Raw genomic sequence first — 26,470 nt, 5'->3', positions numbered from 1 at the left:
CTCATGCTCTCCACGCTGTTGGATAAATGGTTCAAGGACACCCCCGGCAACGACGCATTCGCCGAACGCTTCATCAACGCCGCCCGCCGCAGCGGTGTCACCCGGCCGCTGACCTACGATGCTGAGCTGTTCCGGGTCCAGGTGGGTGAGGGCTCCTACTTCAACCTGCACAACGCACATCGCGCCTACGTGGATGCACCGCGTGGCAAGCAGCAGCAGGCACTGGCCCAGTTCGTGCGCGCCCTGCACGCCAGCAATGGCCAGGACCAGCAGGGCGGATGGGACGAACTACGGCCCCTGCTGCGCCCCGTCATCCGCAACCTCTCCCAGCTGGAGCAGATCCGCCTGCACGCCTTCGCGGAAAAAGGATGGGACGCCCCCGACACCCTGCAGTATCGTCAGCTCACCGAGGAGTGTGTGGAGCTGATCGCCATCGATCATGCCGAGCACATGGTGACCCGGCAGGAGGGCCCTTCGCCGGAATGGGGCGTTTCATTGCATGAGGCGCTCGACATTGCGCGCCGCAACCTGCGCGACATCGACCCGGTGGATTTCGTCCCGCTCAGCCCGGGCCTGTTCCGCGCCGCGTGGGCAGATTGCTATGACAGCAGCCGCGCCCTGCTGCCCGAGCTGGTGAACCGGGTGCCGGTGGGGGGACGACCCGTATTTCTGCTGGCCACGCGCGACCTGATGATGGTCGCCGGGGAAGACGACGAGGCGGCACAAAGCGCGATGTTCGACATCGCGCTGGAGGAGATCAAGGCGGGACGCGCGATCTCCCCGGAACTGCTCTGCCACGATGACGAAGGCCGCATCACGGTACGCCAACCGGCGACGGCCGAACTTCGCGCCAAACAGCACAGGCTGCGCCTGTCGTTCCGCCAGGACGCCTACCAGGCCCAGAAACAGCTGCTTGAGCGCGTGCATGCGGCCCAGGGCATCAATGTGTTCGTGGCCAGCTTCCTTGTCTATGCCAGCGGCAGCGACGTATTCTCGATTGCCAGCTGGGCGCAGGGCGTGGACGCGTCCCTGCCCCGCGCGGACCATCTGGCGCTCGTGGTTCCCACAGAAGATGAATCCCGCATCATCCGCGTTCCGTGGGAGACGGCAATGCCGATCATCGGCCACCTGCTGGAACCCGATCCGCGCCACCTGCACCCGCCGCGCTACCTGACCCGCGGTTTTCCCGCAGAGGACCTGCTGGTGCAGCTGGAGGGACGCTGAGCGCTACACTTTCCCCATGCCTACCGATATCAAATCCCACCAGCTGACCATGACCGTGCTGATGTCGCCGGAGATGGCCAACTTCTCCGGCAAGGTCCATGGCGGGGCGATCCTGCGCCTGCTCGACCAGGTCGCCTATGCCTGCGCCAGCCGCTATGCCGGTCGCTACGTGGTCACCCTGTCGGTGGACCAGGTGACCTTCCGCGAACCGATCGCGGTCGGTGAGCTGGTCACTTTCCTGGCCTCGGTGAACTACACCGGCACCTCGTCGATGGAAGTCGGGGTGAAAGTGGTGGCCGAGGACATCCTCAAGCGCAGCGTGCGCCATGCCAACAGCTGCTTCTTCACCATGGTAGCCGTCGATGACGATGGCAAGCCGACCCCGGTACCGCCGTTGCAGCTGGAGTCGAGCGACCAGCGCCGCCGCCAGGCCGCCGCGTTGCTGCGCCGGCAGTTGCGGGCGGAGATGGAGCAGCGCCAGCGTGAGTTGCTGGCGTCCAATCCGCCGTCGCCGGAATAAGCGTCACGACCAACGGTCGTGACCTACCGGCGGGGCGTTGCGGGCGTCACGACCAACGGTCGTGACCTACCGCCGGGGCGTTGCGGGCGTCACGACCAACGGTCGTGACCTACCGCCGGGGCGTTGCGGGCGTCATGACCAACGGTCGTGACCTACCGGCGGTGGCGTATCTGACCACGACGCAATGCCGGTAGGTATCGACCGTTGGTCGATACGTGCGTTACCCGGTGTTCTGGACGCCCTGGGAGACGCCGTTGACGCACGCCACCAGCGCGCGCAGCACCTCGTCATCCTCGCCGCCACTCTCCCGCCAGCGACGCAGCAGGTCCACCTGCAGCACGCTGATCGGGTCGATGTAGGGGTTGCGCAGGCGGATCGAGAGCGCCAGGCGCTGGTCGTGCTGCAGCAGCCCGTCCTGCCCGGTGATGGCCAGGATCTGCCTGCCGGTGAGCGCCAGTTCGCGCTGGATCTGCGGGAAGAACCGCGCATGCAGCGGACCGGCCAGGCGTGAGAACTGCTCGGCGATGGTGATGTCGCCCTTGGACAGCACCATCGCGATATCGTCCAGGAAGGTGCTGAAGAACGGCCAGTCGCGCGCCATCTGCTGCAGCGTCTCCGCATGCCCGGCATCGATCGCCGCCTGCAGTCCGCTGCCCACGCCATACCAGCCCGGAATCACCGCGCGCGCTTGGCTCCAGGCGAACACCCACGGAATCGCGCGGAGGTTGCCCAGCGCCGCATCCTGGCCCAGCCGCCGTGACGGCCGCGAGCCCAGGGTCATCCGCTCGATCACGTCGATCGGCGTGGCCTGGCGGAAGTACTGCATGAAATCGGGCTGGCCCACGAACGCGCGATACGCCCCGGCACTCTTCGCTGCCACGAGATCCATCACCGGGCGCCACTGCGCTTCACGCGGCTCCGGCGCACGCGGGCGCAGGCTGGAGCGCAGCACCGCGCCGGTGGACTGTTCCAGCGAGCGCAGCGCCAGCGCGCGGATGCCGTACTTGCGGTGGATCACTTCGCCCTGTTCGGTCACGCGCAGGCGGCCGTCGATGCTGCCGCGCGGCGACGCGTCCACCGCGTCGGTGGTCTTGCCACCGCCGCGACTGATCGAGCCGCCACGGCCGTGGAAGAAGGTCAGCCGGATGCCGCTTTCCGCGGCGAGGTCCAACAGCTCCACCTGGGCGCGCTGCAGGCCCCAGCGCGACGCGGCGATGCCGCCGTCCTTGCCGCTGTCCGAATAGCCCAGCATCACCATCTGCACGTCGTCGCGCGCGGCCAGGTGGGCGCGGTACACCGGGTCGGCCAGCAGGTCGCGCAGCGTGTCCGTGCCGCGCTGCAGGTCGTCCACGGTTTCAAACAGCGGGGCGATGTCCAGCGGCACCGCCCCGGTGTCGTCGACCAGCCCGCCGCGGCGCGCCAGCGCCAGCACCGCCAGCACGTCGCTGCGGTCGTGCGCCATCGAGATGATGTAGCTGCCCAGGGCGTCGGCCCCATGCCGGCGCCGGGCATCGGCCAGCGCGGCGAACACCGCGTCCAGGCGCTCACCGCCCTCCTCCGTGCTCGCGGGCAGCGCCTGTTCGCCGCTGGCAAACGGCGCCAGGCGGTGCGCACGGGTGATCGCGTCCGCGGCGTCCCAGGCGTCCTGGCCATCCAGCACGCTGGCCAGCGCGCGCCCATGCACGCTCGATTCCTGGCGGACATCCAGCCGCGCCAGATGGAAGCCGAAGGTACGCACCCGCCACAACAACCGGCGCACCGCGAACCCACCGGCGTGGTCGCCCTTGTTCGCCTGCAGGCTGTCGAGGATGAGGGTGATGTCCTCCTCCAGTTCCTGCGGCGAGGCGTAGGCGCCGTCGGCATCCTCCAGCGTGGCCTGCACCCGTGCGCGCATGCGGTCGTTGAGCAGGCGGTAGGGCATGTCGGCATGGCGTGGGCGCGAGACCACGCCCGGCAACAGCTGCTGGTAGTGCGCCACCCGGGCCTGCAGCGCGTCGCTGACCGCTACCCGTTCGGTGGACTGGCTGAGCAGGCTGGCCAGCTGCAGCAGGTCCTTCTGGTAACGCCCCAGCACCGCCTGGCGCTGCGCATCCAGCGTGCTGCGGATGGTGCCGGCATCCACGTTCGGGTTGCCGTCCATGTCGCCGCCCACCCAGGTGCCGAAGCGCAGCAGGCGCGGCAGCGGCACGCTGCCGCCGTAGGTATCGAGCAGGGCCTGCTGCAGCGATTCGTACAGCACCGGAATCACCCGGTACAGCACCTGCACCAGGTAGAAGCCGACGTGTTCGCGCTCGTCGTCCACGGTGGGGCGTACCGGCGAGGAATCGGTGGTCTGCCAGGACGCGGTGAGCGCCATGCGGAAGCGCGCCGCATCGGCCGCGGCCTCGCCCGGGGTGCGCTGGCCGTCGAGGTTGTCGACCAGGCTGGCCACCATCAGCTGTTCTTTTTCCAGCAGGGCGCGGCGCACCGCTTCGGTCGGGTGCGCGGTGAACACCGGTTCGATGTCGATGCGCGGCAGCCAGCTGGCCAGCTCCTCCAGGGTAACGCCCTGCGCCTTGAGCTGCTGGAGTGCATCCTGCAGGCCATCGGGCTGCGGCGCGGTGCCGGCGCGCTGGTAATCGCGACGGCGACGGATGCGGTGCACCCGCTCGGCGATGTTGACCACCTGGAAGTAGGTGCTGAACGCACGCACCATCGCTTCGGCGCGTTCGGGCGGCAGCCCGGTCAACGCATCGTTGAGGTCGGACAGCGGCGCCTCGCTTTCACGGCGCGCGATGGCGCGGGTACGCACCTGTTCCACATCATCGAAGAACTGCGTGGAGACCTGCTCGGCAAGCAGGTCGCCGACCAGTGCGCCGAGTCGGCGCACGTCGTCACGCAGGGGAATGTCGGGGGTGGCAAAGACGATGCTGCTGCGGTACTCGTTCATCTGCGACGCACTGGCCTCGGGAACGGAATCGCATCAAGCCTAACCCAGATTGCGCGGCAATCCCTGCCGCGCAAATGGTTTCAATTGCATGTGTTGCAGCCGCCGGGCAACGCCCGGCGCGGCATCATTTGATCTTCATGCCCGGCCCGATGGTCTGCTCCAACCACCGCTCGCTTTCCGCCAGCATGGTCATCAGCGACTCACGCGCGCGGTAGTGGTGCGATTCGTTCGGCAGCATCACCAGCCGCGCCGTACCGCCCAGCCCTTTCACCGCCGCGAACATGCGCTCGCTCTGGATCGGGAACGTGCCGGAGTTGTTGTCGTCCCCGCCGTGGATGAAGAGGATCGGATCCTTGATCCTGTCGGCGTAGTTGAACGGCGACATCTTCAGGTACACGTCCTGCGCCTGCCAGAAGTTGCGCTCCTCGGCCTGGAACCCGAACGGGGTGAGCGTGCGGTTGTACGCACCGCTGCGCGCGATGCCGGCCTTGAACAACCGCGTATGCGCCAGCAGGTTCGCGGTCATGAACGCGCCATACGAATGCCCCCCGATGGCGATGTGGTCGCGGTCGGTCACGCCCCGCCGCACCACTTCATCCACCGCCGCTTCCGCGTTGGCGACCAGCTGCGGCAGGTAGGTGTCGTTGGGCTCCTTGTCGCCTTCCCCGATGATCGGCATCGACGGGCTCACCAGCACCGCATAGCCCTTGGCCAGGAACGCCTGCGGGCCCCAGTAGCCAACCGCATTGAAGCGATACGGCGAATCGGTCACCTGGCTGGCGGCCGCGGCGGTCTTGAACTCGCCCGGGTAGGCCCACATCAGCATCGGCAGCGGGCCGTCCTTCTTCGCGTTGTACCCCGGCGGCAGCATCAGGGTGGCGGTCAGGTCCACGCCGTCGTTGCGCTTGTAGCGGATCTGCTCCTTGCTCACCCCGCGCAGCTGCGGCAGCGGATGCTCGAAGCGGGTCAGCGCGCGCGGCGCGGCGGTGGCATCGGCCAGCGACTGTACGAAGTAGTTGGCCGGCGTGTCGGGCGACTCGCGGGTGAGCAGCACCGAGGTGCCTTCCTGGTCGAGCAGCGCCTGCGGCAGGGAATAGGTCGGCGCCTGCGAATGGAACAGACGGGTGGCAGTGCGGCTCTCGAGGTCGAAGCGGTCCACGAACGGTCGGTCGCCTTCCGGCGAAGCACCCTGGCCGATCAGGAAGATGCTGCGCCCATCGGCGGTGATCTGCAGGCGCGAACGCCCGTTCACATCGCGCACCAGCGCCGGCTTGCCGGGATCGTTGTAGCGGTCCTGCGCTGAACGCTCGGAGAGCAGCTGCGGCGCCTGGTCGAGCTGGTCCGGCGCGATCCGCCACTGCTTGACCACGCGCGATTTCCACCACGACTCGTTGAGCAGCGCCAGGTCGCCGCGGCCCCACTGGATGCCGGCATAGCGGCTGCCCAGCTGCGCCAGCGTGACCGGCGCGGTGTCGAACGGTGCCGCCTGCATCAGTACCGCGTCACGCACCTTGGCCGCGCGCGCCGGGTCGCCGCCGTCCTGGGCTTCGGCCCAGACCAGCGTGGCCGGCGCGTCGGCGCGCCAGCTGGCGCTGCGCACGCCGACCGGCACCGCATCGTTGCCGGTCGGCAGGCCTTCCACCAGCGGCAGCTCGGCCAGGGTGTGCTGCAGCGAGCCGTCGGCACTGGACAGCACCTCGATCCGGCGCGGGAAATCCTCCACCGGCACCTGGTAGGAATACGGACGCTGCACGCGTTCGGCCAGCACATGACGGCCGTCCGGCGACACGCTCAGGTCCAGGTAGATGCCGGCGCTGGACAGCGCGGTGACCTGGCCGTCGAGCGTGACCCGGGCCGGCTGCGCGCGGGCAAAAAAGTCGAACTGACGCGCGTCGGCCTCGTTGGACAGCAGGTCCTGGTAGGTCCGGATCGCACGTACGCCTGCGTCAGCCTGGGTCTGCTGGATCGCCGGGCCGGTGGGGATGCCCCCGCTGGCGGGTGCCGGGCCGGGGTTCTTCAGCTGCTGAGTGACCAGCAGCCCGCGGCTGTCGGGCAGCCAGCTGTAGCCCTCGCCGAACACCGTGTTGAGGTCGGCCAGCAGCCGCCGCGCGCTGCCGTCGGCCACGTCGACGATCCACAATTCGTTGGCACCGCTGGCCGCCTGCACCTGGTTGAACGCCAGGTACCGCTGGTCCGGCGACCAGGCCAGCGAGGCGATCGACAGCGGCTGCGGCAGGCCGCTGATCTGACGCTCCTTCCCGTCGGCAACGGTCATCAGCCACAGCTTGTTGCCGAAGGTGAAGGCGCTGGCCGAATGCGTGGCCGGGTTGATGCGCACGCCGGCCAGTTTCAGTTCGGGCTGGGCCACCTCGTTGATCGACGGCAGCGGCGGGGTCTGCAACAGGGCGGCGATGTCGCGGCGCGGCGACAGGCTGAGCGTGGGCGCACGCGGCGCATTGGCCACCGCCTGCAGCGCGGCCGAGGGCAGCTGGTAGCCCTGGCCGGCCGGCGCGGTCGCCGCCGGGGACGCCTTGCCGCCGGTCACCGGTGCGGCGGCCAGCGCCACCGGGGCGACCGCCAGCAGGGCCATGCCCACGATCAGCCGGTTGCTCCAGCGCGCGCGGCGCGTACGGTCGTTGCCTGTCATCGTTCCACCCCATGCTGTGCAAACCTTGGACCTTAACAGTGGCGCGCGGTTTGCCCCCCTGCCGATGGTTGGGGGCCGGCACCGATTCATGCCCGGGCGGTGCGTCGGGATATAATGGGCATCCCCTCCACCGAGGGGCGCTGCGACCGCTGCCGGACCCGATCCGCACGGCCAGGCTCGGTGGCAGGGCTGGTTCCAACGGCGCCCGGCAAAGACGAGCCATTCGTCCATTACCGGAGCTTCTGCATGAACGCTGTTGCCAAGACCTTCTCCACCGAAGGTGATTACAAGATTGCCGATATCGCGCTGGCCGACTGGGGCCGCAAGGAACTGGATATCGCCGAGCACGAAATGCCGGGCCTGATGTCGATCCGCCGCAAGCATGCCGCCACCCTGCCGCTGAAGGGCGTGCGCGTGACCGGTTCGCTGCACATGACCATCCAGACCGCCGTGCTGATCGAAACGCTGAAGGACATCGGCGCCGACGTGCGCTGGGCCTCCTGCAACATCTTCTCGACCCAGGACCACGCCGCTGCGGCAATCGCCGCCTCGGGCACCCCGGTGTTCGCCTGGAAGGGCGAAACGCTGGAGGAGTACTGGGACTGCACGCTGGACGCGCTGACCTTCACCCTGGCCGACGGCACCCTGACCGGCCCGGAGCTGGTGGTCGACGACGGCGGCGACGTCACCCTGCTGATCCACAAGGGCTATGAGCTCGAAAACGGCAGCACCTGGGTCGATGAAAAGGCGTCCTCGCACGAAGAACAGGTCATCAAGGACCTGCTCAAGCGCGTGGCCAAGGAGCGTCCGGGCTACTGGACCCGCGTGGTCAAGGACTGGAAGGGCGTTTCCGAAGAAACCACCACCGGCGTGCACCGCCTGTACCAGCTGGCGCAGGCCGGCACCCTGCTGATCCCGGCGATCAACGTCAACGACTCGGTCACCAAGTCCAAGTTCGACAACCTGTACGGCTGCCGCGAGTCGCTGGCCGATGGCCTCAAGCGCGCGATGGACGTGATGCTGGCCGGCAAGGTCGCCGTGGTCTGCGGCTACGGTGACGTGGGCAAGGGCTGCGCGGCGTCGCTGCGTGCCTACGGCGCGCGCGTGGTCGTGACCGAAATCGATCCGATCTGCGCCCTGCAGGCGGCGATGGAAGGCTTCGAGGTCAACACCATCGAATCCACCCTGGGCCGTGCCGACCTGTACGTCACCACCACCGGCAACAAGGACATCATCCGCATCGAACACCTGAGCGCGATGAAGGACCAGGCCATCGTCTGCAACATCGGCCACTTCGACAACGAAATCCAGGTCGATGCGCTGGTCGGCTTCCCGGGCGTGCAGCACATCAACATCAAGCCGCAGGTGGACAAGTACGTGTTCCCGAACGGCAACGCGATCTTCCTGCTGGCCGAAGGCCGCCTGGTGAACCTGGGCTGCGCCACCGGCCACCCGAGCTTCGTGATGTCCAACTCCTTCGCCAACCAGACCCTGGCGCAGATCGACCTGTGGGCGAACAAGGACAGCTACGAGAAGAAGGTGTACCTGCTGCCGAAGAAGCTGGACGAGGAAGTGGCGCGCCTGCACCTGGAAAAGATCGGCGTGAAGCTGACCACCCTCACCAAGGAACAGGCCGATTACATCGGCGTGCCGGTGGATGGTCCGTTCAAGCCGGAGCATTACCGCTACTGATGATGGTTGCCGACTGACAGTCGGCACTACCGGATACCACGGGCGCCTTCGGGCGCCCGTTTTTTTGTTAGCCGGGCTTCACCCGGACTGCACCCTGCCCTCACATCCGCGCCGGGATCATCAGCGCGCGGGGGAATATCTGGGTGCATTCCGGAGATTTCCATGAATATCAAGTTCGTACTTCCCGCACTGCTGGTGCTGTGCGGTGCCGCCTACATCTCCCCTGTCCACGCCGCCGACTATCGGTGCATGGTGTTTTCAGGTGCCGATGGCAAAACGCCGGAAGCGAGCTCCAACGCGGACGGGAAATACGCCATCAAGGCGGCCGACCTGAAGGCAGCGGAGGCCGGTGCCCTGGCGGCCGCCACGCGCTACAAGAAAAACAGCGTCACGCTGACCAAGGCCCAATGCGATGCGGTGGCAGGAGCATCGAGCACTGCAACGTCGGCACCGACCACGACACCCCATCCGACGCCAACGGCTTCCTCTACCCCGGCGACAGGTGCAACCAGGGACTACCGGTGTGCCGTGCACGATGCGGACGGCACTGTGCTCAGGGGCGAGGCGGAGGGGTACTTCGAGGTTGCCGCCAGCAGCAGTGACGTGGCCGATGGCCTGGCAAAGACCAAGGCCGAAGCAAAGTACGGGGCCGGGAAAGTCGACTCTGTCGATTGCTCGCCCATGGGTTGAGGCTGCATGCCTGCTGCTGGCGGCGCCAGTGCCGGCAGCAGCAGGATCGACCGCTTCCTGGAACCGCCCCCGATAGTCCGGGTCAAGATTCTGCGATCGCGCCCGCGCTAAGGTAGTGCGACCACGCCAGCTGCATGACCATGACCCCGGCCATCACTCTGCTCAAGACGCACGGCATCGCCCACCACGTACTTTCCTACGCCCATGATGCCAACGCCGGCTCCTATGGCGGCGAAGCGGCGGAGCAGCTCGGGCTCGATCCCGCAGTGGTGTTCAAGACCCTGCTGGCCAGCACCGAAAAGCACGAGCTGCTGGTGGCGATCGTGCCGGTCAGCGGCACGCTGGACCTCAAGGCGCTGGCCGAGGCCGCAGGCTGTAGAAAGTGCGAGATGGCGGCGGTGGATGCGGCACAGCGCGCCACCGGCTACCTGGTCGGCGGAATCAGTCCGCTGGGCCAGAAGAAGAAGCACCGCACCTTCATCGATGCCAGCGCGCAGGCGCTGCCGGTCATGCACGTCAGCGCCGGCCGACGGGGGCTGGAGGTGGCGTTGGCGCCGAGGGATCTGGCGGCGTTGACCCAGGCCCACGTCGCCAACATCGCCCGGCCGTAGGGACACGCCATGCGTGTCCGCGCGGTGCTGGACCAGGCCCGGCACCGAGGGGCGTGGCGCTACGGTGACGTGAGGTTACGGCCGCCAGTTCGCGTGGCTTTCCCAGAACGCCACCGCGCGCTGGTAGGCCTCACGGTCGAGCGGCACACCGGATCCCCCCTCCTCCACCCCCAACGCATTGCGCATCATGGTGATCGGCGCCATCGGCACTTCTTCCGGTTCGGCGGTGTAGATGCAGCCGACGATGCCCCAGTCGGCGTCGATCGGCGAGCCTTCCTTCGCCAGTTGTTCAGCGCTGTACAGGATCACCACCAGGTAATTCGCGCGCGGCGACTGCACGCCTTCGAACCAGCGTACCAGCACCGGCAGCTCGTCGCGGTTGCGCGCCTCGTAGGCGCTGCGCAGCTGGTGGCGGTTGGCGTCGGTGACCGGCACGGTCAGGCAGCGCGTCGAGGTCCAGTTCTCGTACACATGGAGCTTGCAGAACGGCGCATAGCCATCGAGCACCTTGAACGGCGCGTTTGCATTCAGGTGCGCCTGGAACTGTTCGGCACTGCAGTCCTGGATCGTGTTGGCGCGCGGTATGCGCGGAAACAGGCGGGGACGGGCGAATTCGGTCAGGACGATGGACATGGCGCACGCGGCTGGAAAACAGGCGCACAGGGTAACCGCTGCGCGGGCCGCTCCGGTGCCGTGCTCAGCCGAGGATCGCGCGCAGCGCACCGTCCAGCGTGGGGTGGCGGAACCGATAACCTTCCTGCAGCGCGCGCGCCGGCACCACGTTCTGGCCGGTCAACAACAGGCCGGCCATCTCGCCAAACCCCAGCTTCAAGGCGAACGCAGGCGTTCGCACCCACGCCGGGCGGCCCAGCACGTCAGCCAGGGTGCGGGCGAACGCCGCGTTGGTGACCGCCCCGGGCGCGGTGCCGTTGAAGGCACCACGCGCCTCCGGATCGGCCAGCAGCCACAGGATCAGCCCGACCAGGTCGTCCCGGTGGATCCAGCTCATCCACTGCCGGCCGTCGCCCATCGGGCCGCCCAGGCCCAGCCGGAACGGCGGCAGCATCCGCGCCAGCGCACCACCGTCCCGGTCGAGCACGATGCCGGTGCGCACCACGCAGGTGCGCACCCCCAGGTCCTCTGCCTTGGCGGCCTCGGCCTCCCAGTGTCGGCACAGCATCGCGGCGAAGTCATGCCCGGGCGACGCGCTCTCCTCCAGCGCGGTGCCGTCGCGCGGCCCGTAGTAGCCGATCGCCGAGCCGGAGACCAGCACCTGCGGGCGGGTCGGCAACCCGCGCATCCAGTCCAGCAGGGCCTGGGTGGTGCCAATGCGTGACGCCAGCATGGCCTGCTTGCGCGCCGGGCTCCAGCGGCCTTCCACCAGCGGTTCGCCCGCCAGGTTCACCACCGCGTGGACCGGGCCGACATCGCCCAGCACACCGACGTACTGGACCCCGGCCTGGCCGGATCGGCCCGGGCTGCGGGTCAGCACCGTCACCCGGTGCCCGGCCGCCAGCAGCCGCTGGCACAGGCGCTGGCCGATGAAGCCGGTGCCGCCGGTGATCAGGATGTCCATGCGTGCTCTCCGTGGGGAACGCCACTTTACCCGCCCGGGTGTAAACGCCCCGCGCGCCATCTTTTACATTCATCGCGATGAAGCGATATGATGGTCCCACACCCGTCGCCGCCGCCGCCCATGACCGCCCTCAGCTTCGAGTTCTACCCGCCCAAGACCGACGAACAGCGCGCCCAGCTCGACCGCACCGCCGCCCGGCTCAAGGCGTATGTCCCGGAGTACGTTTCCTGCACCTTCGGCGCGGGCGGCTCGACCCTGAGCTACACCTCCGAAACGGTGCGCCACCTCAAGCAGCACCACGGCTTCGAGGCCGCGCCGCACCTGTCCTGCGTGGGCGGCAGCCGCGAGGAGATCCGCGAGCTGCTCAAACTGTACCGGGCCATCGGCTGCCGGCGCATCGTCGCGCTGCGCGGCGACCTGCCGTCGGGCATGGGCCACCCCGGCGACCTGCGCTATGCCAGCGAGCTGATCGCCTTCATCCGCGCCGAGCATGGCGATGCCTTCCATATCGAGGTCGGCGCCTACCCGGAAACCCACCCGCAGTCCGACGACGCGCTGCGCGACCTGAAGTACTTCAAGGCCAAGGTCGATGCCGGTGCCGATGCCGCCATCACCCAGTACTTCTACAACGCCGACGCGTATTTCAGCTTCGTCGACGCGGTGCGCCGGCTCGGCGTGCAGGTGCCGATCGTGCCGGGGATCATGCCGATCTCCAATTTCAGCCAGCTGCGTCGCTTCTCCGAACAATGCGGCGCGGAAATCCCGCGCTGGATCGGCAAGCGCATGCAGGCCTATGGCGATGACGCCGATTCGGTGCGCGCGTTCGGTGCCGAGGTGGTGGCGCAGCTGTGCGAGCGACTGGTCGCCGGCGGCGCACCGGGGCTGCATTTCTACACCCTCAACCTGGCCCGCCCGACCACCCAGGTGCTGAAGCTGCTGGGCCGCTGAACACCCTGCCGGCCACCGCTTGCAGATAACGCCCGCGCCGCTACCCTGCTGCGATGAGACCGGTCGTTCTGTTGCTGCTGTCGCTGTGCACGCTGTGCTGGGCCCCTTGGGCGCAGGCGCAGGCACAGCGCGTGAACCGTTGCACCACCGCGCAGGGCGAGACGGTGTTCACCGACCGCAGCTGTGACGCACTGGGTGCGACCGCGCGCATGCCGGCGCGCGCCGCGTCGGTGGGCAACACCGGCATCTACCGCGCCGGGTGTGCGCGGCGGCTGAGCGAGCTCACCGGGCAGATCCGCGACGCGGTCAGCCTGCAGGACGTCAACCGGCTGTCGTCGATCTACCTGTGGGGCAATGTCTCCGACGCCACCGCCAACCACATCATCGGGCGGCTGGAATCGGTGGTGCAGCGGCCGCTGGTGGATATCGCGCCGGTGTATCCGGAGGTGCCGGTCGCGCCTGCGCCGTTGCCGGTGGATCCGAACGCCACGCTGGTAGAGGCGGTGGAGGCGACCGTGCCGCCGGCGGGCAGGCCGCGCCCGATCGGCTTGCGGCTGGAACAGACGCTGGGCAGTACCGCCACCCCGGCGCGGACGGTATTCGGGCTGCGGCGTCAGTATGGGTGCTTCTGGATCACGCTGTAGCCACGGCTGCGCCGTCTCAGGCGGGCCAGTACGCGCGGATCGCGGCTACGCCCTGCGCACCGTGCCGGCGGGCCTGCACGATGTCGTCGGCCCCCAGCCCGCCCAGCGCGTAGATCGGCAGGGAGACCTGGGCGCGCAGCGCCTCGAATGCGTCCCACCCCATCGGGGTGGCATCGGGATGGCTGCCTGTGGCCTGGACCGGGCCGAGCACGGCGAAGTCGCAGCCCAGCCGTTGCGCCGCCTGCAGCTGCGCCAGGTCGTGGCAGGATGCGGCCACCAGCTGGTCGGCCGGCAACGGCCGCGCTTCCAGCTGCAGCAGCTGCTCGCCGCCCAGGTGCACGCCCACGCCCAGCCGGCGCGCCAGCTCGATGTCGCGGTTGAGCAGCCACTGCACGCTGCCACGGTGGCGTGCCACGGCCTGTTCGGCCAGCGCCACGCGCGCGGCGCTGCCGGGGGTGCGAAGCTGCACGCGGCGTGCGCCCGCCTCCAGCGCGCGGGCCAGGCGCGCGTACCAGTCCTGGTGCGCGGCGGCATCATCGGCGGCCGGCTCGGGGGTGATCAGGTACCGGTCCGGGTGGCGCAGCGCGGCCACCACCGGCAGGTCGGCCGGCGGCATCGAATAGCGCGACAGCTTGTCCGGCGCCACCCAGGTGATGGCCTGGCCTTCCCGGCCGCGCGGGGAGCCCTTCCAGCTGCGGATGTGCCGCACTTCCAGGCGCAGGTGCTTGTCCGGGTAGAGCTGCGGTACGTCCATGATCCAGTCGCCAACCTCGGCCTCGATCCCCAGCTCCTCGCGCAGTTCGCGCACCAGGGCCTGCTCGGAGCTTTCGCCCCCCTCGCGCTTGCCGCCGGGGAACTCCCACAGGCCGGCCATGTCGCGGTTCTCGGTACGGCGGTTGAGCAGGATGCGGCCGCGGGCGTCGGTGATGACGCCGGCCACGACGTGGATCGATCGTTTGGGGGATGGCATGCGGCCAGAATGCCCAATCGGCCCGGGCATGCGCAATGCCGGACAGACGAAGGGCCCCATGCGGGGCCCTTCGGGTGGATCAGGCAGTGGGTTCGATCAGAACACCACGTTCCAGTTCAGCTGGGCGCCCACTTCACGCTGGCCATCGCCGGCACGGCCCTGCGCGGACATCGACAGGCGGCTGTTGTCGGACGTGTTCAGCGACACGCCCAGTTCGGCGATGCCCACATTGCGCGCCAGCGGCAGGCCGCTGACGGTGAAGCTGTCACTGCCGGCCACGAAGCGGTTGCGCGAGTCGGCACGCAGTTCGCCGGCCGCGTTCTGCCAGGCCAGGCCGGCCTCCAGGCGGGCGCCGTCGGTCTGGCCACCGCTGATGTCCCACGCGGCGCGGATGCCGGCCGTGGTGGTCCAGACCTCATCCTTGCTGGATGCCACCGACAGGGCTGCGGTGCCGCCGGTTTCCGTGGCGGCCTCGCTCGACAGGCGGGTGTAGGCCACGGCCAGGTACGGGCTCAGGGTCAGTGCACTGAGCGGGATGTCCCCCCCCCCTTCAGCAAAGGCCTGGACCGAATGAGCGTCGTGCCGGCTGCTCAGGGTCTGTTCCCAGACGGTGCCGGCACCCGGTTCACGGCGGGTGTCCACCTCGTAGTCGGCGTAGCTGGCGCCGCCGTTGATCCAGGCCTGCTCGCCCCGGAAGCCGGCGTACAGGCCACCGTGCACCGCGTCCACTTCGGTGATCGCGTTGCGGTCGCGGATCTGCTGGCGCAGCGATTCCGGGCCACCGGCCACGCCGACGGTCCAGCGGTCGCCGAAGGTCCAGTCGTAGCCCGCCATCAGGCCCTGGCGGGTTTCCTGGGTGCGCGAGGCGGTACCGTCGCTGTCCTGGCGCTTGGAGGCGCCGCTGCCGGCCACCCACGCCGAGGAGCCGTTGAGCTTGGTGTCCGGGGCCGGGCGCAGGCGCTGGGAGATGCCTTCACGCAGGAAGCGGTCATCCAGCAGCAGCGCACGGTTGCTGGCATGCAGTTCGCCGCCGAGGTCATCGAAGGCAACCAGCGCACCGGCCTCATCGAGCATCAGCAGGGCGTTGTACAGCGCCAGCGCGTCGCCGGACTGCTGCAGCGAATCCAGCGCCGCTGCCGTGGCGCGCTGGTTGCCGGTGACGGCCACGGCGCCGAACACGATCGGCGGGGTCACGCCCGGGGTGCCCGGGAACCCCGGATCCACCGGGGTGCCTGGGTCGGCGGGCGTGACCGGATCGATTGGGGTACCCGGGTCGACCGGATCCGGCTCGTTCGTCCAGGTCTGGAGCTCGACCGCCACCAGCACCTGGTTGTCAGTCTGGGTGAGCTTCGGCCGGATGAAGATCGAGTCCGTGGTGATGTTGTCGAACCCGCCCTGTATGCCGCCAGCGGCGTCCAGGATCACGTAGCTCTGCCCTTGCTGGTAGCTGGTGTAGGGGTCCAACGCGTTGATGCGGATGGCCGCAAGGCCTGAGTTGGCAAGGTTGGCCTTGCTGCCGATGTACGCCTTGCCCGTCACCGAGATCAGGTCGGCCTGCCCGTTGGCACGAAGTTGCGCGTCATAGAACGTGCTGTCACGGCGTGTGCTCCACAGGTGTGTCACGCCGGTGTTGATGTACAGGTCGCCATCCACGCCAAGCGTTCCAACATCGCCATGACCCGGCGACAGGGTGCCGCCATCCACCACGTAGGTGTCGCCCACGGTGCCGTTGCCGGCCAGCACGCCGGGGCCCTGGACCAGCACGTTCGAGCTGCGCACCACTTTGGTTTCGGTACCGTAATTGAGGGTTTGCCGGAAGCCGGCGCTGCCGTCGAGCACCAGCGTGCCGCCGGATACGTCGATCTGCTGCAGCGGGGCCGCACTGGTGCCCGCATAGCCCTGGCCGGTGTACATGTCAGAGGTGATGTGCAGGGTGCCGCCACTGACCGCGACCCTGCCGCCGAAATCGGCCAGGTTGCCCGTCAGGGTGCTGTTGCCGGCACGCTGGATCACCGCGCCGCTTGCGCCGGTGGCGCTGGCAAGGGTGTTGGCCAGCGTGACGTCGCCGGTATGGTTGAACACCAGGCCACCGGAGGCGGCCTGCATGACGATCTTCGCGCCGTCCAGCTCACCGGCCGCTTCGGCTGCGGACCACTGCGGCCCACGGTTGGCCACCGACCAGGTGTCCATGCCGCCACCGATCGCGAGGTAACCGGAGGTGCCCAGGCTGAGGTCGCCGTTACCCGCTGCAACGCGTCCGCCATTGCCGACGCTGAGCACCGCAAAGGGCCCGCCGACAAGATGGCTGCCTACGGTGATGCCAGCATCGGCCTCGATGGCCGAACCGGCGCCGCTGACACGGGTCTGTTCTTTCAGCGATTCCCCCAACAGGGTGGCGGTGTTGGCGCCTCCCGACACCAGCAACGTACCCGTGTTGATGACTGCGCCATCGAGCACGTTGACACCGGTGCGGATGTCCATCTCACTCTGGTTGGTCCAGCGGCTGCCGGTGCCGGTGAGGGTTGCGGTCCCGGTGCTGCTGTAGGAGTCCTTGATACGGGCGCTGCTGGACTGGATCTGGCCGCCATTGTCGACCAGCAGATGCGTGCTGGTGATCACGCGGTCGCCGCTCAGCACGGAGCCTGCACCGGACACCTCGATGCGGCCGGTGCGCGCGTGCCTGCTCGGCAGGCCCTGCTCATCCTCGGCGGTGACGTTGCCGGCGACCGCAACGACGGCGCCGTCTTCAACGCGCAGCGTGCCGTTGCCGTTTGCGGAAACGCGCAGTTCATCGGCGGCCACGGTGGAACCGGCGCCACTGACCAGGAGCGTGCCGCCCGAGTCCTGCGCCGCGCCGACACTGAGCAGCTGTGCGCTGACCTTACCGCCATTGCGCACGTTGACCGTGCCTTCTGCGTTCTGGGCAGCGCCGAGCACGAGGTTGCGACCGACACTGACAGTGCCAATGTCGATGTTGAGCGTGCCCGTCCCGGCCTCGCCGACCCGCAGCTCGTTGTCGGTGACGACCAGCTCGCCGCCGGTGTTCACGTTGACCACGCCCAAGCCACCAGCGGCAGTGCCGATGCTCATGCCGAAGGAGGTACCCGCCAGCGGCCATGGCTGGGTCACTTCGACGCGACCGCCATTGACGATGTCGAGCAGGCCTGCCCCTTCGCGGCCCACCAGCAGCTGGCGCGCGCTGAGCGAGGAGCCTGCACCTTCCACCCGCCCGATGCCAACGCCATCGGCCCCAAATCCGAACGACACGGTGCCGCCGGCAACGGTGGCTGCGGCGCCGTCGCCCAGACGCAGTTCGCCTTTGCCGGCCTCACCCACGCGCACCGATGCGCTGTTCACGGACAGCGTCGAGGTTGGGCCAGTGAAGTACAGTTTGCCGTCGCTGCCCACCGACGTGCCCACCGACACCAGGCCGTTGGAGGTGATCTTCCCACCGTCGCGGACGTCGACCTGCACCTGGCCGTTGGGGCCGACGCGGAAGCCATCCACGTAAGCACGCGAATCATTGACGATATCCGGCGCATTGAAGTCATACACCGCCGCGAAGGCGGTGGGCAACGATGCGGCCGACAGGCCAAGCGCAACCAGCATGGCAGCGCTCAGCGGCGAACGCCGGCGACGGTTGTCGGTGGCCGGAGAAGTGGACGAGGGGGATGTGGCGAGTTCGGATGCAACCTGCATCATGCCGGTGGTGCGGTTGAACACCAGGCGATAAATCCTGTTCATGAAACTCCATGGATGGCGACTCAGGGGAAACGCGACGCTGCCGCAGCCTGCGGAGCGCAATGCGCGTCGAGCGGCCCCGAATGCAATGCATTCGCGACAGCGCCGAACACGTTAACGTGCTGTCGTAATTTCACCCGTGGGTCGCATCTGACACTCGCGTGGGAATGCGCCACGCATCTGTGTCAGGTTTTTCTGAAAGATCTGCATCAGAGAAGCCGATCACAGAACACTACCTTCATGCGATTGCACAGCGTTCGAGATGATGCGACGCATGATCCGGAGTGGACACGTTGAATCGCCACACGTGGCGGGCCGATGGCGCCAAGTGGCTCAGTGCGACAAACGCTCTGAAACCCAACATGGAAAATCGCATTCAACACCCGGTTCGGCATTGCATCCTATCGCCCTGGTGATAGCCACCACACTTCGAGAGCAGAACGCGAAAATCAGCCCAATCCGAAAGTTCGCCGACCCGATTGCACCCCTTCACCACCGCCGATACCTTCCCCGCACCGACGAGCGAAGGCACATCTCCGCTGATGTCGTCGTGCACTGAACAGGAGGCAAAATGTGCTGGTGAACTGGTGGAAGAATGGACTTCAGTTGAAGCTGCAGGTTCGCATCTACCCAGATGGGTTACTGCTTGCCACCCTTTATGCGCTGGCCTGCCTGGCCTCGCGCCAGATATCGGTTGATCAGTTCAACCTGCTGGCGGGCCTTCGGATTGCCGCATTACTCCTGTTCCCGACCCGACTCTGGCCTTATCTGATCCTCGGAGAGTATGCCCACCTTGCACAGGTTCGGTATCCCTTGGTTGAAAAGTACGGCGTGGCATGGGCCATCATCAGCTCGGCCCTTCTGATGCCGACTGTTGCGTTGATCGTGCGGCTTCATCGGAACCTGCTTCCCGAAGCACCAGGTACAAGGCTGCTCATGCTTGCCGCCACGACCTCCATCGCCGCTGCATTGATCAACATTGGAACCGCCCAGCTGCTTTGGCCGGTAGCTTCAAGCACCCCCCTTCCAACGAGGGCGGCACATCAGATCCTTGGAAACTTCATCGGCATTTTGACCGTGGCGCCACTGGCGCTGCTATGGCTGCAACGGCAGCGGCAGCGCCTGAACCAGGCTCCGCGCCTTCCGATTGCGACCACGGGGCTGCTCCTGCTGATGCTTGCCCTTGGCCTGTCTGCGATCCAGCTTCCGGCGGCGTATGAGGGACTTCGACCTAGTCTTCAGCTGACGATGGCACTTCCTGCCATCGTGCTGACCTGCCTGTACGGGTGGCGCGGCGCTGTGCTCGGAGTTCCGCTACTAAACCTTGTCGTCGGCCTGACCATGCCCACCACCGGTATCGCGTGGTCCTTCGACGCTGAAACATTCACCGTTCAGCTCATTCTGGCCGTAGCTGGGTCTGCGCTGCTCGCCTTGGGTTCGACGATCAGTCACTACTACCATCGCTACAGGACGCGGGACTTGCATAGCAGACAGGTCATATCCCTGACGAAGACATCGCACCTGACGGGTGAAAATGATCTTCGGCACCGCGCGCTGGAGATCAACCGGATCGGCGACGGCATTGACGCCTACCTCAGCGAAACAGCCGACTGGTTGAAACGACAAGGCCATGGGGAGATTGCCAGCAGCCTGATCCGGACCTCCAGTCTGTACTCACTCAAGTTCCGCGAGCAGGCCAGCATGGTCTACCCGACAGCGCTGGAGCATGTTGGCCTGTATCTGGCCCTGCAGGTCGGCGGAATCAGCGAGGCATGGTCGAACACGGGAAGCATCGCCCAACCTCGACTTGTAGGCGATCCGTGCCGGCTGACAGTCCCGCTGCAGCTGGCCACGTACCGCACCCTCACCGAGGCGGTTTCTCTGTTGTTGCAGAATGAGTCGTCGCAGATTCGCGTCAATGCGCGTTGCGGCCGCGCGGGGGGCCGCCACGGCATCGTTGTGGTGGTGGCGCTTCTTGACCCGCGACATCGCCTTTCCGAAGCAACCCGAACATTGGCAATCGATCGGCTTTCTGGTCGCGCGCTCGCCTACGGCGGCACCGTTCAGTGCCGCCACAATCGTATCCGCATGGTCCTCATGGACGCACCCGTCGTTCAACGCTCCGTTACTGGTTGCTCGACTGACCACACGGCGCCGCCACCGTTTCGATAGCGCACAAGTGTGAATCCTGGATGCCGGTACACCTCGGAACGAGCCATGGCGTCGACGTCCACCACGCGCCGGGGAGGCAGAACCACTTGATCTGATGTCTCCCCGGCAGGCAATGCCCAGAACAGGCCATCCACCGTGCCGATGATGAGCTGGACGCGCCCCATAGTGTCATTGACCTGGAAATATGAGATTCCATCGCGTTTGAATCCATGAACCCGCCACCCTGGATCCACACTCAGGTCGGGAGCTGAAGGGTTCTCCTGGCCCAGGCCGATGCCCTTGAGCTGCGAAGTGTTGTCGTCCCCAAGGCAGCAAGCAGCAGTCGCCTGCTTCGGTTCAGATCCCGCGGCCGCTGCCTCCGGTATCGGCATCGCTGTGAACAGCACCGCAGCTATTGCAGCACTACGCTGAAATTGGCCCACACCCACCTCCAGATTTCAAAAGTTGTACCCGGAGATCACTGTAGCCAGCGCAATGTACTGAGGCGTTGAACAGCGTCCGAAATATCGCAGGCGCCGCCCCAAGAAAAAACCCCGCTTTCGCGGGGTTCTTTTTTGATCAGCTCAACTGGCCGTGGCAGTGCTTGTACTTCTTGCCGCTGCCGCAGGGGCACGGATCGTTGCGGCCGACCTTGGGCTCTTCGCGGGTCACCTGGCCGACGACGCCGTTGCGCTGGGCTTCCACGTCCGCCGCTTCTTCGTCGGCGCCGTAGCCGCCCACGTTCTGGTGCTGGAACTGCGACTGCAGCAGGCGCGCTTCGGCCTGCTGGCGTTCGGCTGCTTCCAGCGCCGCCACTTCTTCTTCGCTGCGGATGCGCACGCGCGCCAGCAGGGTCACCACTTCGCGCTTGACGTTCTCCAGCATTTCCGAGAACAGCTCGAAGGCTTCCTTCTTGTATTCCTGCTTGGGCTGCTTCTGCGCATACCCGCGCAGGTAGATGCCCTGGCGCAGGTAGTCCATGCGCGCCAGGTGCTCCTTCCAGCTCTGGTCGAGCACGGTGAGCATGACGTGCTTCTCCAGCGCGCGCATGGTTTCTTCGCCGACGCCGGCTTCCTTCTGCTCGAAGTGCTCGTCCACGCGGGCCTGCACCTTGTTGGCGATGGCTTCGGCGTCGAGTTCCTCGTGCTGCTTGACCAGCCCGGTGACGTCCATCTGCACGCCCAGCTCCGAGGCCAGGGTGGCTTCCAGGCCCGGCAGGTCCCACTGTTCGTCGATCGAGTTGGGCGGCACGAAGCGGGCCACGATGTCGTAGATCACATCGCCGCGGATGCCGTCGACGTTGTCCTTCACCGACTCGGCGTCCAGCAGCTCATCGCGCTGGGCGTAGATCACCTTGCGCTGGTCGTTGTTGACGTCGTCGAAGTCCAGCAGGTTCTTGCGGATGTCGAAGTTGTGCGCTTCGACCTTGCGCTGCGCCTTTTCGATCTGGCGGCTGACCAGGCGGTCTTCGATGACGTCGTCTTCCTTCATGCCCATCATGCGCATCGCCTTCTGGACCCAGTCCGAGGCGAAGATGCGCATCAGGTTGTCTTCCAGCGACAGGTAGAAGCGGGACGAACCCGGGTCGCCCTGGCGGCCGGAACGGCCACGCAGCTGGTTGTCGATACGGCGCGATTCGTGGCGTTCGGTGCCCACGATGTGCAGGCCGCCGGCGGCCTTGACCTGGTCGTGGCGGACCTGCCAGTCGGCCTTGACCTTGGCGCGCTGCTCGGCGGTGGCATCTTCGCCCAGCGCGTGCAGCTCCGCTTCGTGCGAGCCGCCCAGCACGATGTCGGTACCACGGCCGGCCATGTTGGTGGCGATGGTCACCGCACCGGGCATGCCGGCGTTGGCGATGATGGTCGCTTCGCGGTCATGCTGCTTGGCGTTGAGCACTTCGTGGTGCACGCCGGCCTTGCGCAGGTGCTCGGACAGCATTTCCGAGGTTTCGATCGAGGTGGTGCCGACCAGCACGGGCTGGCCGCGCTTGTTGCATTCCTGGATGTCGGCCAGCACGGCGTTGAACTTGCCGTTGCGGTTGAGGAACACCTGGTCCGGCGAGTCCTTGCGGATGGTCGGGCGGTTGGTCGGGATGACCACCACTTCCAGGCCGTAGATGCTCTGGAATTCGTAGGCTTCGGTGTCGGCCGTACCGGTCATGCCGGACAGCTTCTTGTACATGCGGAACAGGTTCTGGAAGGTGATGCTCGCCAGCGTCTGGTTCTCGCGCTGGACCGGCACGCCTTCCTTCGCTTCCACCGCCTGGTGCAGGCCATCGGACCAGCGGCGGCCGGCCAGGGTACGGCCGGTGAATTCGTCCACGATCACCACTTCGCCATCGCGCACGATGTAATCCACGTCGCGCTGGTAGATGGCATGCGCGCGCAGCGCGGCATTGAGGTGGTGGACCACGGTGAGGTTCTGGGCGGCGTACAGGCCTTCGGTTTCGGCGCTGAGGATGCCGGCCTCGACCAGCAGCTGCTCGGCGTGCTCCATGCCCGCTTCGGACAGGTGCACCTGCTTGCCCTTCTCGTCGACCCAGAAATCGCCCTCGCCTTCTTCGGCGTCCTGGCGGATCAGGCTGGGCACCACGCGGTTGACGCGGATGTACAGCTCGGGGGAATCGTCGGCCGGGCCGGAGATGATCAGCGGGGTACGCGCTTCGTCGATCAGGATCGAGTCGACTTCGTCGACGATGGCGTAATGCAGGCCGCGCTGGTAACGGTCGGCACGCGACAGCGCCATGTTGTCGCGCAGGTAGTCGAAGCCGAATTCGTTGTTGGTGCCGTAGGTGATGTCGCTGGCATAGGCCTCGCGCTTGTCGCTGTGCGGCATGCCCGGGTAGACCACGCCGACGCTCATGCCCAGCCAGTTGTACAGCTTGCCCATCTGCGCCGAGTCGCGGCGGGCCAGGTAGTCGTTCACGGTGACCACGTGGACGCCCTTGCCTTCCAGCGCGTTCAGGTACACCGGCAGCGTGGCCACCAGGGTCTTGCCTTCGCCGGTGCGCATTTCCGCGATCTTGCCCAGGTGCAGGACCATGCCGCCGATCAGCTGGACGTCGTAGTGGCGCATGCCGAGCACGCGGCGGCTGGCTTCACGGCAAACGGCGAAGGCTTCCGGCAGCACCTTGTCCAAGGCTTCACCGTCAGCGATGCGCTGCTTGAACTCCGGGGTCTTGGCCTTGAGCTGCTCGTCGGAGAGCTTTTCGATGTCCGGCTCCAGCGCATTGATCTTGGCGACGATGCGGTTGAGCTGGCGCAGCTGGCGTTCGTTACGACTGCCAAAGACGCGGGTAAGCAGGCTGTTGATCATTGAAGGAACCGGTTGGAATGAGACGCCCCAACGGCGACGCTCCCTCGGGAGCCGCCCGCCGCAAACGAAACAGGGCGCATCGCGCCCTGTCTATGGCAACACCCATTGTAGCTTGGGACGAGGGCCCGTGGTTTCAAGCACCCTCAGCCGCGGGAAACCCGCCCGACCGGGGTGTTGCCGCCATCGCCAAGGAACTTGCGCGGGTTGACCACCTGGCCGCGTTCCCAGACCTCGAAGTGCACGTGGGCACCGGTGGAACGGCCGGTGGACCCCGCCTTGGCCACTTCCTGCCCGGCCCGGACCAGGTCGCCGACCTTCACCACCAGGCGCGAATTGTGCGCGTAGCGGGTCACGTAGCCGTTGCCATGGTCGACGTCGACCACGTTGCCGTAGCCGCCCTTCACGCCGGAGAAGCTGACCACGCCGTCGGCCACGGACATCACCGGGTCGCCGACCTTGGCGTGGAAGTCCATGCCCTTGTGGTTGCCGCGACCGCGACCGAACGGGTCGCTGCGACCGCCAAAGCCGGAGGTGATGTAGGTGTTGCGGATCGGCATGCGACCCGGCACCGCGTTCTGCTCCAGCTGGTGGTCGAACAGCAGCGACTCCATCACCGACAACTGGCGGCCTGAAGCAGCGAAGCGCTGCTCCAGCACCTGTAAGTCGGCGTTGACCTCGTTGACCGGGATGTCCTGGGTCGGGCCGGGCTCGCCTTCACCGAGGCCGGGGGTCTCGTTGAAGTCGAACTCGCCGTCTTCCAGCTTGCCCATCTGGGTCAGGCGCTCGCCCAGTGCGTTGAGCCGGGTGGCCTGCGCCTGCAGCTCGCCCATGCGGGCGGCGAGCGCGTTGACCTGGGTCTGGGCGTCCTGCTGGGCCTTGGCCAGGTCGCGCTCCTGCTGGGCGACCTTGGCGTGGAGCCGGGAATCATTGAACATGCTGCCACCCAGACCGGCACCGAAGCCGATCAGGCAGCCCAGGCCAAGCACGCTGCCCAGCAGGGCACGGGGCCTGTCCTCGAAGTAGAAACGCAAACGCGCAAGCGGCGTCTTGGCCTGTCCTTCACGCGTTTTGATTACGATCTTTTTGAATGCCATCAGTGAGTTTTCATGTCTGAGCCGAAATCCAGTGCCCGTCCTGCATCAACACCGAAGCCGGCGCTGGATGCAGTCATGGGTGACAAAGCCGGCAATCCGCTGCGTCGTGCCCTGTGGCTCGATGCGCTGGACCGTCAGTTGCGCCCCCATCTGCCGCCCACCCTGGCCACCCGTTGCCGGCTGGCGAATGTAAACGGCGAACACCTCGTTTTTGTCGTCGACTCCGCTGTGTGGCACGCCAAGGTCCGGCTGGCCGAAGCACAGTTGATCGACGCGGCCCGGTCCATCGGGCTGAAGGTCACCAAGGTGACCGTCAAAACTGCGGCTGCCCCTCCTCCACGCTCCCCAGCGATCGACAACAGGAATGGCCCCCACGCAGTTTCAGCCGCCACGCACAAAGGGCTACGCGACGCGTTGGCTTGTCTGAAGGACATGGAGTAACCCAGGGCCGCACAGGCATCAGGGCATCCCGCCCCTTCCCCGCCGTCGTCACGATCATGTGAATCTGGCAGGGAGCCGGCGGCCATCGTAGCCGTGCCGGGCCGTCCAGTCGTTAGTCTTTTATTAAAGAATCGTTAAATTCAGGCCAAAACCGGACCCGGTTCACAAAAACGTGACGACGGTACCTAGACGGTTCATTGACATCAACATCACGCCGGCCGCGACCGCCAAACGCACAACGGCGCCCTGGGCGCCGTTGTTTTTTCTTTCAATTCAACTGGTTAGGCGTACGCTGGCACGCCATACACGACCGGAACCTCGCTGCTCGGGGTTTCGTAGCTGACCCACTCCCACGCCGTGGCATCGGCCAGCAGCGCACGCACCAGCTTGTTGTTGAGCGCGTGGCCGGATTTGAAGCCTTCGTAGGCCCCCAGCACCTGGCCGCCGGCCAGATACAGGTCGCCGATCGCATCGAGGATCTTGTGGCGCACGAACTCGTCGGCGTAGCGCAGGCCGTCGTCGTTGAGCACGCGGAATTCGTCGAGCACGATGGCGTTGTCCATCGAACCGCCCAGGCCCAGGTTGCGCTCGCGCATGTATTCCAGGTCGCGCATGAAGCCGAAGGTGCGTGCGCGGGAGATTTCCCGGGTATAGGCGGCGGTGGAGAACTCGATCTCGGCGCGCGACTGCTTGGCCGGGATCATCGGGTGATCGAACTGGATGGTGAAACCGAGCTTGTAGCCTTCATACGGCTCGAAGCGGGCGACCTTGTCGCCGTCGGTCACTTCCACCGTCTTGAGAATGCGGATGAAGCGCTTCGGCGCGTCCTGTTCGGCGATGCCCGCCGACTGCAGCAGGAACACGAACGGGCCGGAGGAACCGTCCATGATCGGCAGTTCGGCCGAGGACAGCTCCACGATGATGTTGTCCACGCCCAGGCCGGCCAGGGCCGACATCAGGTGTTCGACGGTCTGGATCTTGGCGTCATTGCAGGTCAGCCCGGTGCACAGGGTCACTTCGGTGACCAGGTCGGCACGGGCGGGGACCTCCACCACCGGGTCCAGGTCCACGCGCCGGAACACGATGCCATGGTTGACCGGTGCCGGGCGCAGGGTCATGTAGACCTTGTCACCACTGTGCAGGCCAACGCCGGTGGCGCGGATCGTGTTCTTGAGGGTGCGTTGGGGAATCATGGGGGCGACCGGGGGAAGCGCGCAGTCAGCGCGACAGTGACAAACAAGAATAACACGCACTACCACCGCTCCTTTCTGAACCGG

At 66.8% G+C, this 26,470-nt stretch carries 19 protein-coding genes and 1 riboswitch; of the genes, 9 read left to right on the top strand and 10 right to left on the bottom strand.

From position 1 onward, the window contains the following. Positions 1–3 precede the first annotated feature (3 nt). Entirely contained in the window at positions 4–1,224 is a 1,221-nt protein-coding gene (locus ACIGII_RS01580; protein WP_399635383.1) for a hypothetical protein, read from the top strand. 16 nt (positions 1,225–1,240) lie between these two features. Beyond that, positions 1,241–1,744 carry an acyl-CoA thioesterase gene (locus tag ACIGII_RS01575; protein ID WP_282247617.1) on the top strand — a complete coding sequence of 168 codons (504 nt, stop codon included), beginning with the start codon at positions 1,241–1,243 and terminating at the stop codon, positions 1,742–1,744. A 220-nt stretch (positions 1,745–1,964) separates the two neighbouring features. On the opposite strand, the gene ppc is transcribed toward ACIGII_RS01575, so the two are convergent. Further along, positions 1,965–4,673 carry a phosphoenolpyruvate carboxylase gene (gene ppc / locus ACIGII_RS01570; protein ID WP_399635386.1) on the bottom strand — a complete coding sequence of 903 codons (2,709 nt, stop codon included), beginning with the start codon at positions 4,671–4,673 and terminating at the stop codon, positions 1,965–1,967. A 124-nt stretch (positions 4,674–4,797) separates the two neighbouring features. Next, positions 4,798–7,320 carry a prolyl oligopeptidase family serine peptidase gene (locus tag ACIGII_RS01565; protein ID WP_399635388.1) on the bottom strand — a complete coding sequence of 841 codons (2,523 nt, stop codon included), beginning with the start codon at positions 7,318–7,320 and terminating at the stop codon, positions 4,798–4,800. Positions 7,321–7,446: 126 nt separating this feature from the next. Beyond that, a riboswitch (S-adenosyl-L-homocysteine riboswitch) is annotated at positions 7,447–7,534 on the top strand. A gap of 32 nt (positions 7,535–7,566) precedes the next feature. Here ACIGII_RS01565 and ahcY point away from each other — a divergent pair. From ahcY to ybaK, 3 genes are all read left to right on the top strand, one after another. Beyond that, the gene (gene ahcY, locus ACIGII_RS01560; protein WP_399635389.1) at positions 7,567–9,012 is read left to right on the top strand and encodes an adenosylhomocysteinase; all 1,446 of its coding nucleotides are present in this window, start codon (positions 7,567–7,569) and stop codon (positions 9,010–9,012) included. A gap of 162 nt (positions 9,013–9,174) precedes the next feature. Beyond that, positions 9,175–9,702 (top strand): hypothetical protein, encoded by a 528-nt coding sequence (locus tag ACIGII_RS01555; RefSeq protein ID WP_399635391.1) that lies wholly within the window; start codon positions 9,175–9,177, stop codon positions 9,700–9,702. A 140-nt stretch (positions 9,703–9,842) separates the two neighbouring features. Further along, entirely contained in the window at positions 9,843–10,313 is a 471-nt protein-coding gene (gene ybaK / locus ACIGII_RS01550; protein WP_399635772.1) for a Cys-tRNA(Pro) deacylase, read from the top strand. A gap of 75 nt (positions 10,314–10,388) precedes the next feature. Here the strand turns inward: ybaK and ACIGII_RS01545 are convergent, their stop codons facing one another. Both ACIGII_RS01545 and ACIGII_RS01540 read right to left on the bottom strand, forming a co-directional pair. Next, entirely contained in the window at positions 10,389–10,946 is a 558-nt protein-coding gene (locus ACIGII_RS01545; RefSeq protein ID WP_399635393.1) for a DUF3228 family protein, read from the bottom strand. 64 nt (positions 10,947–11,010) lie between these two features. Beyond that, the gene (locus tag ACIGII_RS01540) at positions 11,011–11,889 is read right to left on the bottom strand and encodes a TIGR01777 family oxidoreductase (RefSeq protein ID WP_399635395.1); all 879 of its coding nucleotides are present in this window, start codon (positions 11,887–11,889) and stop codon (positions 11,011–11,013) included. Positions 11,890–12,009: 120 nt separating this feature from the next. Between ACIGII_RS01540 and metF the strand changes: the two genes are divergently transcribed. Beyond that, positions 12,010–12,837 carry a methylenetetrahydrofolate reductase [NAD(P)H] gene (metF, locus tag ACIGII_RS01535; protein ID WP_399635397.1) on the top strand — a complete coding sequence of 276 codons (828 nt, stop codon included), beginning with the start codon at positions 12,010–12,012 and terminating at the stop codon, positions 12,835–12,837. Positions 12,838–12,890: 53 nt separating this feature from the next. Beyond that, complete coding sequence (locus ACIGII_RS01530; protein ID WP_399635399.1) at positions 12,891–13,481, top strand: hypothetical protein; 591 nt, start codon at positions 12,891–12,893, stop codon at positions 13,479–13,481. Between the two features lie 16 nt (positions 13,482–13,497). Here the strand turns inward: ACIGII_RS01530 and ACIGII_RS01525 are convergent, their stop codons facing one another. Both ACIGII_RS01525 and ACIGII_RS01520 read right to left on the bottom strand, forming a co-directional pair. Beyond that, entirely contained in the window at positions 13,498–14,451 is a 954-nt protein-coding gene (locus tag ACIGII_RS01525; RefSeq protein WP_399635401.1) for a Nudix family hydrolase, read from the bottom strand. A 96-nt stretch (positions 14,452–14,547) separates the two neighbouring features. Then, positions 14,548–18,195, bottom strand: a complete 3,648-nt coding sequence (locus ACIGII_RS01520; protein WP_399635404.1) for an autotransporter domain-containing protein — start codon at positions 18,193–18,195, stop codon at positions 14,548–14,550. A 570-nt stretch (positions 18,196–18,765) separates the two neighbouring features. On the opposite strand from ACIGII_RS01520, the gene ACIGII_RS01515 reads away from it, so the two are divergent. Next, entirely contained in the window at positions 18,766–20,364 is a 1,599-nt protein-coding gene (locus ACIGII_RS01515) for an MASE1 domain-containing protein (RefSeq protein ID WP_399635406.1), read from the top strand. Here the strand turns inward: ACIGII_RS01515 and ACIGII_RS01510 are convergent. From ACIGII_RS01510 to ACIGII_RS01500, 3 genes are all read right to left on the bottom strand, one after another. After that, entirely contained in the window at positions 20,307–20,786 is a 480-nt protein-coding gene (locus ACIGII_RS01510; RefSeq protein ID WP_399635409.1) for a hypothetical protein, read from the bottom strand. The two genes, ACIGII_RS01515 and ACIGII_RS01510, sit on opposite strands and share 58 nt — an antisense overlap. A 136-nt stretch (positions 20,787–20,922) precedes the next feature. Beyond that, a complete protein-coding gene (secA, locus tag ACIGII_RS01505) occupies positions 20,923–23,658 on the bottom strand; it encodes a preprotein translocase subunit SecA (RefSeq protein ID WP_399635411.1) in 2,736 nt (911 codons plus the stop codon). 143 nt (positions 23,659–23,801) lie between these two features. Then, complete coding sequence (locus tag ACIGII_RS01500) at positions 23,802–24,752, bottom strand: M23 family metallopeptidase (protein WP_399635413.1); 951 nt, start codon at positions 24,750–24,752, stop codon at positions 23,802–23,804. Between the two features lie 12 nt (positions 24,753–24,764). Between ACIGII_RS01500 and ACIGII_RS01495 the strand changes: the two genes are divergently transcribed. Beyond that, a complete protein-coding gene (locus tag ACIGII_RS01495; protein WP_399635415.1) occupies positions 24,765–25,193 on the top strand; it encodes a DciA family protein in 429 nt (142 codons plus the stop codon). 281 nt (positions 25,194–25,474) lie between these two features. Here ACIGII_RS01495 and lpxC read toward each other — a convergent pair whose 3' ends face one another. Next, positions 25,475–26,386 (bottom strand): UDP-3-O-acyl-N-acetylglucosamine deacetylase, encoded by a 912-nt coding sequence (lpxC, locus tag ACIGII_RS01490; protein ID WP_399635417.1) that lies wholly within the window; start codon positions 26,384–26,386, stop codon positions 25,475–25,477. Between the last annotated feature and the right edge of the window lie 84 nt (positions 26,387–26,470).

The sequence above is a fragment of the Stenotrophomonas sp. NPDC077420 genome (assembly GCF_044543385.1).
Lineage (GTDB): Bacteria > Pseudomonadota > Gammaproteobacteria > Xanthomonadales > Xanthomonadaceae > Stenotrophomonas.
The sequence above is the reverse complement of the archived record's forward strand: the minus strand, read 5'-3'. Positions and strand labels throughout refer to the sequence as shown.

Bases quoted from the DNA above. Each gene is read 5' to 3' on its own strand.
- ACIGII_RS01580 (WP_399635383.1), top strand. From the start codon at position 4: ATGCTCTCCACGCTGTTGGATAAATGGTTCAAGGACACCCCCGGCAAC.
- ACIGII_RS01575 (WP_282247617.1), top strand. From the start codon at position 1,241: ATGCCTACCGATATCAAATCCCACCAGCTGACCATGACCGTGCTGATG.
- ppc (WP_399635386.1), bottom strand. From the start codon at position 4,673: ATGAACGAGTACCGCAGCAGCATCGTCTTTGCCACCCCCGACATTCCC.
- ACIGII_RS01565 (WP_399635388.1), bottom strand. From the start codon at position 7,320: ATGACAGGCAACGACCGTACGCGCCGCGCGCGCTGGAGCAACCGGCTG.
- ahcY (WP_399635389.1), top strand. From the start codon at position 7,567: ATGAACGCTGTTGCCAAGACCTTCTCCACCGAAGGTGATTACAAGATT.
- ACIGII_RS01555 (WP_399635391.1), top strand. From the start codon at position 9,175: ATGAATATCAAGTTCGTACTTCCCGCACTGCTGGTGCTGTGCGGTGCC.
- ybaK (WP_399635772.1), top strand. From the start codon at position 9,843: ATGACCCCGGCCATCACTCTGCTCAAGACGCACGGCATCGCCCACCAC.
- ACIGII_RS01545 (WP_399635393.1), bottom strand. From the start codon at position 10,946: ATGTCCATCGTCCTGACCGAATTCGCCCGTCCCCGCCTGTTTCCGCGC.
- ACIGII_RS01540 (WP_399635395.1), bottom strand. From the start codon at position 11,889: ATGGACATCCTGATCACCGGCGGCACCGGCTTCATCGGCCAGCGCCTG.
- metF (WP_399635397.1), top strand. From the start codon at position 12,010: ATGACCGCCCTCAGCTTCGAGTTCTACCCGCCCAAGACCGACGAACAG.
- ACIGII_RS01530 (WP_399635399.1), top strand. From the start codon at position 12,891: ATGAGACCGGTCGTTCTGTTGCTGCTGTCGCTGTGCACGCTGTGCTGG.
- ACIGII_RS01525 (WP_399635401.1), bottom strand. From the start codon at position 14,451: ATGCCATCCCCCAAACGATCGATCCACGTCGTGGCCGGCGTCATCACC.
- ACIGII_RS01520 (WP_399635404.1), bottom strand. From the start codon at position 18,195: ATGAACAGGATTTATCGCCTGGTGTTCAACCGCACCACCGGCATGATG.
- secA (WP_399635411.1), bottom strand. From the start codon at position 23,658: ATGATCAACAGCCTGCTTACCCGCGTCTTTGGCAGTCGTAACGAACGC.
- ACIGII_RS01500 (WP_399635413.1), bottom strand. From the start codon at position 24,752: ATGGCATTCAAAAAGATCGTAATCAAAACGCGTGAAGGACAGGCCAAG.
- ACIGII_RS01495 (WP_399635415.1), top strand. From the start codon at position 24,765: ATGTCTGAGCCGAAATCCAGTGCCCGTCCTGCATCAACACCGAAGCCG.
- lpxC (WP_399635417.1), bottom strand. From the start codon at position 26,386: ATGATTCCCCAACGCACCCTCAAGAACACGATCCGCGCCACCGGCGTT.